The organism is Streptomyces sp. BoleA5 (assembly GCF_000373665.1).
Taxonomy (GTDB): domain Bacteria; phylum Actinomycetota; class Actinomycetes; order Streptomycetales; family Streptomycetaceae; genus Actinacidiphila.
On the sequence record NZ_KB892134.1, the window covers coordinates 21,070 to 27,436 of the forward strand.

At 73.4% G+C, this 6,367-nt stretch carries 5 protein-coding genes; 2 read left to right on the forward strand and 3 right to left on the reverse strand.

The features are described 5' to 3' along the window. Window positions 1–42: 42 nt before the first annotated feature. A complete protein-coding gene (locus tag B085_RS0133610; RefSeq protein ID WP_106435095.1) occupies window positions 43–3,672 on the reverse strand; it encodes a S8 family serine peptidase in 3,630 nt (1,209 codons plus the stop codon). A gap of 337 nt (window positions 3,673–4,009) precedes the next feature. Continuing rightward, on the reverse strand, window positions 4,010–4,198 hold the full coding sequence (locus B085_RS49745) for a hypothetical protein (RefSeq protein ID WP_158689876.1): 189 nt from the start codon (window positions 4,196–4,198) through the stop codon (window positions 4,010–4,012). A 342-nt stretch (window positions 4,199–4,540) separates the two neighbouring features. On the opposite strand from B085_RS49745, the gene B085_RS49750 reads away from it, so the two are divergent. After that, entirely contained in the window at window positions 4,541–4,717 is a 177-nt protein-coding gene (locus tag B085_RS49750) for a hypothetical protein (protein WP_158689877.1), read from the forward strand. A 46-nt stretch (window positions 4,718–4,763) separates the two neighbouring features. On the opposite strand, the gene B085_RS0133625 is transcribed toward B085_RS49750, so the two are convergent. Beyond that, the gene (locus tag B085_RS0133625; protein ID WP_078620195.1) at window positions 4,764–5,888 is read right to left on the reverse strand and encodes an MFS transporter; all 1,125 of its coding nucleotides are present in this window, start codon (window positions 5,886–5,888) and stop codon (window positions 4,764–4,766) included. A 194-nt stretch (window positions 5,889–6,082) separates the two neighbouring features. Here B085_RS0133625 and B085_RS0133630 point away from each other — a divergent pair. Beyond that, window positions 6,083–6,367, forward strand: a 285-nt coding sequence (locus B085_RS0133630) for an ADP-ribosylglycohydrolase family protein (RefSeq protein ID WP_026251712.1), incomplete at its 3' end; no start/stop codon positions are given.

Genomic DNA, 6,367 nt, shown 5'->3' on the forward strand with positions numbered 1-6,367 from the left:
AAGCCGGTGCCGCCGGGTGTGGCGCGGCACCGGCTTCGGGCGTCACCTCAGGCCGAAGGCCCGGATGACGGTCTGCGCGACCGATCCCCCGGCGCGTGCCGTGGCGGTGGTGCGCAGCGACACGAACGCGGCCGAGGAAGGGGCGTGCAGGGTGGTGCGCCAGGTTCCCTGACGCTCCTTCAGTTCCTGACGGTGCCAGGACGCTCCGCCGTCGTAGGAGACCTCGAGCCGGACCGAGGACACCGCGTCCTTGGCGGACACGCCGAGCACCGAGGGCGTGATGGAGACCTCCCCGGCGCGGTGCGCCCTGCCCGAGGCGTCGAGGTCCGTGCCGTAGTCGAGCTGCACCAGCGGCACGGTCCCGGACTTCGCCGCGCCCGAGACGAAGTCCCACTGCGTCCGGGTCGTCGACGAGTACGGGCTCAGCGCCGGATCACCGGCCGTGTCGACGACGATCCGGTACGGCAGCGACTCGGCCTGCAGGTCGAAGGCGTTGACGTAGGCGCTGTCCGTCGTCAGCAAGGTGGTGCCGCCCTGGAGCAGCGAGGTCCGCGTGGTCATCGTCTCCGTTCCCGCGGAGCCCGCGTGCGGGGCGCCCGAGTCGCACCAGCCGGAGACGACCAGCGAGAGCGAGGTGTCGTCGCGCACCTGGGTGTCGCTGCCGGACATGCACGGCCGCAGGACCGGGCCGAGCCAGCGCTCCCGCTGGACGCTGCCCTGCCGGTAGGACGTGGGGCTGTTCGTCGCGCCCACCCAGCCGGTGACCGAGGCGGTCTGCTGCCAGGTGGCGTCCTCCCCCGCGGTCACCCAGTCGGTGCGCCGCCCGGGGGCCATGGGCGCGAGGCCGAAGGAGTATCCCGTGGACCACTCGTACGCCGGGAAGTCCGTCCGGCGCTCCATGGCCTGCATGCCCTGCGGCTGGGCGAAGTCGACGTCGATGCGCGCCAGTCGGTCCGGGTCCGCGTGGTAGGTCACGTCCTTGGGCACGGCGCCCGCGTGGTACTTGACCAGGTCGTACAGATAGGACGGGGACGGGTGCGCCGTCGCCCGGAGCCGCACCCGGTGCTCGCGCGCCGCGGCGATCCGTGCGATCAGTGCCTCGCCCTCGTCCTTGCCCACCGAGACGACGGGCACGTCGACGGGGGCGCTGTAGTCCGGTTCCCCGTACCACTCGGTCAGTCGCCCGACCCCGTCGTTGACCACGAGCAGCAGCCTCGCTCCGGCCGCCTTCGCGGCCGATGCCTGCGCCGAGGGCGCGACCTCGGCGCTGTGGCGCACCACGGCGACCTTGCCGCGGACCGCCGACTTCGCGAAGTCCTCGGGCGAACCGGCCCCGGCGAACACCGCGTCCAGGGTCGACGTGCCGTCGGGATGGACGGCGCTGCCCTCCTGGGCGAGGGCGTCGTCGATCGCCGTGCCGTCGTAGGACAGGTCGAGCGGCGTCTGCTGGGCCCGCGGGCGCGTGGCGAACACGAAACTGCCGTGCCGCACCTTGGCCCCGGTCGGCTGGGCCCAGATGCTGTCGTAGCCCCGGCCGACGACCACGTTCTCCCGCATCGCGCCGTAGTCGTCCGGGCCGGGCTCGGCGGAGGTGAAGGAGCGGAAGAAGTCCAGTCTGGTGTTCACCAGCGTGCTGGGCTTCGGTGTGACGGCCCGTACCTGGTGCGCCTTCGAGGCGTCCAGGTCGACCCGCCGGTCCGTGGTCAGGTCCACCTCGGGGGCGCTCAGCAGGGCGATGCCCCGGGAGTCGGGACCGTGGGTGCCCTGGACGTCCGCGTACGACACCACCGTGTAGGTGTCGGCCGGCAGACGCAGGGTCAGCTCTCCGCTCGCGGGGATCTCGTACGCGGTGGTGGACCTGCTCAGGGCGCCCTTGAGGTGGATCCAGCCGCCCATGGGCCGGCCCGTGCGGTCCTTCATGCCGATGGCGAGGTCGTAGCGCTCCGGCTCGAGTCCGACGCCGGTGACCGTGTGCGCGACCGCCGCGCCGTCGGCGTCGCGGGCGACGACCTGGGCCGTGTGGTTGCCCCGCGCGAGGCCGGCCGGGTCGGTGGCGACCTCGACGGCGCTGCTGCCGTGGGCCGGTACGGTGACCTCGTCCGCGGAGAGCGTAAACACGCCGGCGTCGGAGGCGCCCGCCTCCACCGCGAGCCGCAACGTCACAGGCCCGTCACCGGAGTTGGTGTAGGTGACCTCCTGCCTGACGGGGCCGGTACTCGCGTTCGGCCACGGGAGGAAGCGGAAGGCCGATCCGGTCGCGGTGACCCGGGCGCGGACCGCGGCCGCCACGTCGACGCGCCCCGAACCGCCCTGGTACGCGGTCAGGTACGGCGTCGGCCTGCTGGTGCTCATCAGGGCGTCCTTCAATCGGCCGGCCAGCCAGTCGGGATGCCTCTGCGCCAGCAGGACCGCGGCGCCGGTGACGTGCGGGGCCGCCATCGACGTCCCGCTCATCGTCATGTAGGGCCCCTCTCCCTGGCCGGCGTACTGCGACCGGGCGGCCAGGACGTCCACTCCGGGGGCGGTGAGGTCGGGCTTGAGGCCCTCGTCGCCGACACGCGGTCCGACGCTGGAGAAGTTCGCGAGGTCGTCGGAGGCGCCGACCGCGCCCACGGTCAACGCGGCGTCCGCGACGGCCGGGGAACCGATGGTGTACGGCGTGGCCCCGCGGCCGCTGTTGCCGGCGGAGACGACGAACAGCGTGCCGGTCTCGGCGGTGAGGGCGTTCAGGCTCTGGCTCATCAGGTCCGTGCCGTCGCTGGGCTCGGAGCTGCCGAGGCTCATGTTGACGACCTTGGCGTGCTCGGTGCGCGCGGCCCATTCCATGCCGCCGATGACCCAGGACTCCTGTCCCTCGCCGCGGTTGCCGAGCACCTTGCCGACCACCAGGTCGGCGCCGGGGGCCATGCCCTTCTCCCTGCCGTCCGACGCCGCGCCGGTGCCGGCGACGGTGGAGGCGACGTGGGTCCCGTGGCCGCTGCGGTCCGGCACGTCCTGGTCGGGAACGAAGCTGCGGGTGTCGACGATCCGGTCCTTCAGGTCCGGGTGGTCGGGGTCGACGCCGGTGTCGAGCACGGCGACCTTGACGCCGGCGCCGGTGTCGCCCGACTCCCAGACCTGCGGGGCCCCGATCTGCGCCGTGGTGTCGGCGAGCGCGGCCTTCGTCCTGCCGTCCAGCCAGATCTTGCCGATGCCGCCGGTGAACGGCGGGGCGGCGGCCCGTCGGGACCCGGTGCCCTGCGCGGAGGTGCCGGTGCCGCCCGCGGTGAGCGCGGCCCAGGCGTCCGCCGCCTGCGACCGCTCGGCCGCGACGGCGGCACCGTCGACGGAGGGAAGCTCGCGCCGGGTCTCCGCACCGGGCAGGGCGGCGGCACCGCGGCGGAGGGCGGCGGAGTTCCCGCCGGTGATGATCAGGGGCAGCCGCGGGGCGCGCGCGTCGTCGTAGCCCTGCGCTATCAGCGCGGTGACGTTGAAGAGCCGCTTGTCGAGGCGGTCCGCGGCCACGTAGGCGAGTGCGTCGTCCGGGTAGACATAGGTGTCGCCCCCCTCGGTGACGATCCGCACCGAAGCCGAGGCTCCGGGACGACGCTCGACGCTGATCGTGTCACGCCCGCCTCCCGCCCCCGGTGTGACGACGACCTTGTCCCCGGTGACGAGGGTCACCGTTCTCACCGGGCCGCCCCCGGGGGCCGCCGGCCCCTCCGGCGGTGCGGCGGACGCAGCCGCACCCGCCGACGCGGGACTCAGGAGCGTGATGAGTACGGCGGACGTGGTGCCCAGAGCCGCCAAGCCCGTTCTTCGAGCCGTGGAGAAGAACACTGTTCCTCCTTGTGATTTCCTGGGCGAATACGATCACATCCTTGGGATTTCGAAAAGATCTTGACAGATTCCAACAGATGGGCAGGACAAACGAGTTGCGGCACCGCGCCGCGAGACGCATCCGGTGCAGGGACCGGGCGCGGACCGGTGCCCGGGGCGAGGCGCCGTCGGCCCGCCCCGGGCACCGGGGTCAGTCGCCGACGCGGGGCGGGGTACGCGTGCCGTGCACCCGTTCGGCGTGAGCGGCGTAGGCGTGCCGTGCGGCGCCCGTCAGCCCCGAGCGCTGCGGCTCGGGCACTTCGGCGAGCAGCGCCTCGACGACCTCCGCCGCTGCTCCCCTGGGCGCGGATCGGCGAAGGCGCCCTGGGGAGGCCGGCACCAGGTTTTGCCCTCCCGCTCAGCCCCGCAATGTGCGTACGCGAGCAATCATCCCGTTCGCACCCATTCGGTCACGCCGCGCATTCCTGAGAGGCGGCCCTCGCCTCCGGGCCGGGCGACGACCGTGCCGTGTCCCCCGGTGTGCCGGTCCCTCTTGTGTCCCCGGCGCTCCGGGCCGGACCGGAAACGGCAGAACCGGCCGGAGGGTCACCGGCAGACGGCCGGCACACGCCGATCCCCACCGGGCATCACCTGGGACTCCTCGAGAACCCCGGTCAGGACAGTCAGGACACCCGCGTGGCCCTCGAAGCTCCCCTGGACTCCGCCGAGGAGCGCTTCTGGCGTGCCCTGGTGCGGGTGGTCGTCGCACTGCCGAAGGCGCTGGACGACGACCTCCTCACGGCGGCCGCGCCTGACCCGCGACGGGTTGCCGGTGCTGCTCGTCGTCGATCATGTCGACTGCGGCGCCGCGACGATGACGGTGCATCAGATCTGCCGGATCGCGTCCGTGCTGGAGTGAGGCGGACCCCGGCGCGGCCCGGCCGCGCCGCGTGAAGCGGTGCGCGTCATTCGGTGCGCGGCGGGCGGCGCAGCAGGAACACCCCCACGGCGGCCGACACCAGGATGACGTACATCGTGAAGGCCACCCCCGCGTCCCGCAGCCCGAGAGCGAGGGTGAGGGCTCCGACGCCGACAACCGGTACCGAGATGCCGACGTAGGCGACGACGAAGAAGGCCGAGATCGTCGCACCGCGGTGCTCGTCGGGGGCCACCGCGCTCACGCCGGTGAGGCCGGCGCGGAACGACATGCCCTGGCCGAGGCCGCCGACCAGGGCGCCCACGACCAGCACCGGCAGGGACTCCACCACCAGCGAGACCGCGACCAGGGCCATGCCGGTCGTCAGCACCAGGCACCCGGCCGGCAGTGCGCGCCGGACACCCAGGCGGCCCATCAGCATCTGACCGGCGGTGGAGGCGCAGAACACGGAGAAGACGACGAGGCCGGTGACGGCCAGATTGTGCTCGCCCAGCGTCAGGGCGAGGAAGGTCGGCGCCACCGCGGTGAACAGGCCGAGCATGGAGAAGCCGGCGAACGCGGCCAGCCCGGCCGGCACGAAGGCCGCGCGTGTCTGCGGTGGGACGACCATGCCCTGCGGGCGAAGCGGCGGACGCGGGCTGCGGACCGCCACCGTCTCGGGCAGGGCACGCGTGACGGCGAACGCCGCCAGCAGCAGGGCGATGTGTGTCACGAAGGGCAGCCGGAGAGGCCACGGCGCGTACTGCGCCAGGATCCCCGACAGCAGGGGTCCGCACCCCAGGCCGCCCATGTTGGCGGCGGTGGCCGCGAGTCCCGCCCGCGCGCGCAGGCCGGGGGGAGCGAGTTCGAGTACGGCGGCCGTCCCGGCGCCGCTGAGCAGTCCGGCGGAGAAGCCCGACAGCAGGCGCCCCGCGAACAGCAGCGGCAGGCCGTCCTGGAACAGGAAGCACACCGCGCTCAGCAGGGACAGCCCCAACGCGGTCAGCAGCACCGGGCGCCTGCCGAGGACGTCCGAGAAGTCGCCTGCGACCAGCAGGGCGGCGATCACTCCGATCGCGTAGACCGCGAAGACGACCGTGACGACCAGTTCGGAGAACCCGATCTGCTCCCGGTACAGGCCGTAGAGCGGGGTCGGCAGGGTGGTCCCGGCCATACCGACCGCGAAGACACCGGCCGCCGCGACGTACGCGCTCCGTGCATTGCGCTCCCCGGGCGCTTGCTTGATCACGCCTGCCACGTTAGCTGACGGACCGTCGGATCCGTCGCGACGAGCCTGTCCGGCGGGCCGTGGTCGCGGGAGGCGCAATCCTTGGCGGCGGGGACGGTGACGTGCGAAGCTGCCGGGCCATGAACCGAACCCCCGGCCCCCGTCTCGACGCACAGACCATCGACCGCGCGGCCGGGGTGCTGCTCGGCGCGGCCGTGGGCGACGCGCTGGGTGTGCCGTACGAGTTCAAGGCGACGCTGCGTGAGGACCAGCGGCCGGGCATGATCGGCGGCGGCCTGGGTCCGTACGAGCCGGGCGAGTACTCCGACGACACCCAGATGCAGGTCTGCGTCGCCCAGGTGGCGGCGACCGGGGCGGACCTGCGCGGCCCCGAGGCCCTGGACGCGATCGCCGCCGGCTTCCAG

Excerpts from the sequence above, each read along its gene's own strand:
- B085_RS0133625 (WP_078620195.1), bottom strand. The coding sequence starts at position 5,888 with ATGGCCGGGACCACCCTGCCGACCCCGCTCTACGGCCTGTACCGGGAG.